General features: G+C 39.5%; 1 protein-coding gene. It reads left to right on the forward strand.

What is annotated here, in order from left to right; all coding sequences use genetic code 11:
* Positions 1 to 380 (forward strand): DUF2213 domain-containing protein (locus tag AWM68_RS14825; protein ID WP_156488425.1); only part of this gene is annotated, 380 nt, incomplete at both ends.

Consider the following 380-nt stretch of genomic DNA (forward strand, 5'->3'; position numbering starts at 1 on the left):
TCTTATGAATTTGTTCAGAGGAATGTAGAAATTAATCACATTGCCATTGTAGATCAGGGGCGTGCGGGTCCAGAAGTGGCTATCCGTAATGATTCTGACGCATGGCAAATCGAAAATGAAGGAGGGCAAACAACCATGCCTAAATACAAAATTGACGGTAAAGAATTTGAAGTTGATTCAGCTGTTAAATCTTTTCTTGATGCTCAAGAGGCTAGATTAGATGCTGCCAACACAAAGGTAAAAGGGTTTGATGCACTACAAGGACGTTTTGATGCTCAAGAAGTGAAGTTAAAGCAAGCAGAGAAGGATCTTGAAGAGGCAAAAAAGAGTCAATTGTCTCAAGATCAATTAGATGCGAAAGTTCAAGAACGCGTTGAATT

The organism is Fictibacillus phosphorivorans, assembly GCF_001619875.1.
Taxonomy (GTDB): domain Bacteria; phylum Bacillota; class Bacilli; order Bacillales; family Fictibacillaceae; genus Fictibacillus; species Fictibacillus phosphorivorans_B.